At 70.8% G+C, this 3197-nt stretch carries 3 protein-coding genes; 1 reads left to right on the top strand and 2 read right to left on the bottom strand.

The genetic code is table 11. The features are described 5' to 3' along the window. Positions 1-279: NAD(P)-dependent oxidoreductase (locus AB0E94_RS52600; protein WP_360344450.1), on the bottom strand; the 279-nt coding region annotated here is incomplete at its 3' end. 284 nt (positions 280-563) lie between these two features. Continuing rightward, the gene (locus AB0E94_RS52595; protein WP_360344447.1) at positions 564-1292 is read right to left on the bottom strand and encodes a hypothetical protein; all 729 of its coding nucleotides are present in this window, start codon (positions 1290-1292) and stop codon (positions 564-566) included. A 222-nt stretch (positions 1293-1514) separates the two neighbouring features. On the opposite strand from AB0E94_RS52595, the gene AB0E94_RS52590 reads away from it, so the two are divergent. Further along, complete coding sequence (locus tag AB0E94_RS52590) at positions 1515-2147, top strand: TIGR03086 family metal-binding protein (protein ID WP_360344444.1); 633 nt, start codon at positions 1515-1517, stop codon at positions 2145-2147. The last annotated feature ends 1050 nt before the right edge of the window (positions 2148-3197 follow it).

Raw genomic sequence — 3197 nt, 5'->3', positions numbered from 1 at the left:
GGCGGCGCCGGCGATCCGGCCGGTGCGGACCGCCTCGGCCAGGGCCGGCTCGTCGACGATTCCGCCGCGCGCGGTGTTGATCAGGTGGGCCGCCGCAGAGCGTTCCCGTCGGTCAGGGCATGCCGTCCGGCCCAGGCTCGCCCGGGGTCCCGCCCGGCTCGTCGCACGACCCGGCCGCGGCGCCGCCGGGCCAGCCGATCCCCGGTTCCGGCATCCCCGGCGGTCCTGGTTCGAGCCTGCCGGGGACCACCAATCCGGGGTACGCCTCCGGCCAGCCACAGTCGATGCCGGCCGGCCCGCAGGCGCCGTTGTCCGGCCAGGTGCTGCCGCCACTTCCGGGTTACCACGGTCACGCGTCGTCCGACAGTCAGCAGCCACTCACCGGCCAGGTGTTGCCGCCCCTGCCCGACTACCACGCCCAGCAGGACTTCCACGGCCAGCCCGACAACCGCGACCAGCCGGACTTCCACTCGGCGGGCGGTCCGGGCCAGCCGGAGTACGCCGGCCAGCCGGAGTTCCGCGACCAGTCAGGTGGTCAGGGCCAGCCGGAGTTCCGTGGCCAGTCAGGTAACCAGGGCCCGTCCGATTTCCGGGTCCCGGGCGGTGATCAGGGCCATTCCGCCTACTCCGGCCAGCCGGACTTCCGGGGCCAGCCGGGAAGCCAGGGCCAGCCGGAGTTCCCGGGCCAGCCCGATTTCCCGGGCCAGCCGGAGTTCCGGGCCCAGGCAAACGGCCAAGGCCAGCCCGACTACAGCGGCCAGCCGGACTTCCGTAGCCAGGCGAACGGCCCGGGCCAGTCCGACTTTGCCGGCCAGCCGGATTTCCGGGGCCAGGCGAACGGTCAGGGGCAGTCCGGCTTCGCCGGTCAGTCCGAGTTCCGCGGCCAGGTGAACGGTCACGGGCAGTCCGACTTTGCCGGCCAACCCGACTTCCACGGCCCGGGGTTCCGGAGTCAGGCGGGTGGCCACGGCCAGCCCGACTATGCCGGTCAGCCGGACTTCCCCGGTCAGCCCGACTTCCCCGGTCAGGATGATTTCCCTGGCCAGGGCGATTTCCCTGGCCAGGGCGATTTCCCTGGCCAGGGCGATTTCCATGGACAGCCCGACTTCCGGGGCCAGCCCGGTGGTCCCGGTCAGCCGGACTTCCGGGGTCAGCCGGGCGGAAATGGGCAGCCCGACTTCCGGGGCCAGACCGACTTCCGCGGGCAGCCAGGCGGTCACGGGCAGCCCGATTTCGGGGGCCAGCAGGACTACCCGGGCCAGCCGGGCGGTCAGGGCCAGGCTGGTAGCCACGGACCGGGCGGGCACGGTCCGGGCATGCCGTCCGGTCCCGGATCGCATCCCGCCCAGGGATCACAGGGTGGCCCCGACGGTCACACCGCGGACCTATCCGTCCACACCTGACCGATCCCGGTCGCCGGAAGCGGCCCAGCGTGCGAAAGGTCGATTCGCGACCTCCGGAAATGTCGTACCCCCCTCGTACCGTGAGGGCTACGACAACCGAAGGAGGAGATCGTGGCCGACCGCGTGCCGCTGGATTTCGAGCCGCCGGTTCGTCAGATCAGAGCGTTGCTTCTGGGCGTCGACGACCGTGACCTCGCCGCGCCGACCCCCTGCCCAGGCTGGCCGGTCGCGGCCCTGCTCGACCATCTGATGGGCCTGTCGGTGGCCTTCACGATGGCCGCCCGCAAGCGCGCCGGAGTGCCCGGCACCGACGGCCCACCACCGCAGCCCTCGGCCGATCACCTGTCCCCGCAGTGGCGCAGCCGCCTTCCGGTGCTGCTCGCCGATCTCAGCATCGCCTGGCGCGATCCCGGCGCCTGGACGGGCACGGCCCAGGCCGGCGGCGTCACCCTGCCGGCCACCGCGATGGGCGCCGTCGCGATGAACGAGTTGATCATGCACGGGTGGGATCTGGCCCGCGCCACCGAGCAGGACTACGCGGCCGATCCCCGCGCGCTGGAGGTGCTGATCGAGTTCCTCGGCCAGGGCCCGGCCGACGGCACGCCGGGTCTGTTCGGTCCCCGGTTCCCAGTCGACCCGGAGGAAGACCTCCTGCCCAGAGCGATCGGCTTGGCCGGCCGCGACCCATCCTGGCGACCACCTCGCCGCCGCCCGGTCCCCACCAGCGCGGCAACTCTCGACTGACTGATCCCGCTGGGGCCCCTTGCCGCCCGAGCAACTGTCACCTTCTCGCTGCCGGCCGGTCCCGACCGGGGCGGCAACCGTCGACTGACGCCGTCCAGCACGGGGTTCTTGCCGCCCGAGCAGCTGCCACCTTCTCGCTGCCGGCCGGTCCCGACCGGGGCGGCAACCGTCGACTGACGCCGTCCAGCACGGGCTTCTTGCCGCCCGGGCAACCGCCACCTTCTCGCTGCCGGCCGGCCCCGACCAGGGCGGCAACCGTCGACTGATCCGCCCTGCACGGGCCCTTGCCGCCCCGATCAACCGCCACCACCTCGATACCGCGCGCCCCGACGGAGTGTGTCCGCTCGTTCGGAAGCGATCATCGTCGCCGATTTGGGCCGGCTGGCTCTGACCCCTGCCTCGGAGTCCGCGAGGTTGCGCCGGCGGCCCTTCGCGGATGGCACCCACCGATGTCTCGCGCCTTGAGGCAGCGGGACCCTGATGGTTGCCAAACCCTCGCTACCAGCGCATACGCGCCTCCTTGTCGCTATCGCGAGGCGTGCCCCGAGGCCTTCAGCTGGCAGAGATCGGACCCTGAACCAAGATCCAGTGACCTGTGTCGCCTGGGTGATGGCAGGGCGACGGCAGTCGACACCACGTTTCCGCAGGTAGGTGGTTCCGTGATCAGCCATCAGGGTCGCGGCTGTCTCGGCATGCGTAAGGCGGCGGGTGAGAGCCGAGATCTGTGAGGGCGGCGCCGAGCGGGGGCTTCCAGGGTGCCAGATTAGGCAGTTTATGTGGCTTTTGGGAGTTCGGGTGGTTCCGTGAGGTTCCGGCGCTTCCCTTCACAGGGCTTCGAGATCGTGCACGATTTTGCCCGTCCGCGGCGATCTTGCAGGGTTCTTCATGTCTGGGTGTGGTTTGTCGTGCAAGGTCTACTGCGCTGGGGAGACCTTGCAGCTTTCTTCCCGTCGGGGAGTCTTTTTCTTGGTGTGGGTTGGTTTGGTTGTCAAGGTCTGGGTTGGGTGGTGGTTTTGCGGAGGTATTTGGCGGCGTTGTAGGAGGTGGTCA

It is taken from the genome of Actinoplanes sp. NPDC026670 (assembly GCF_040638175.1).
Lineage (GTDB): Bacteria > Actinomycetota > Actinomycetes > Mycobacteriales > Micromonosporaceae > Actinoplanes.
This window is presented reverse-complemented; position numbering and strand designations above follow the sequence as displayed.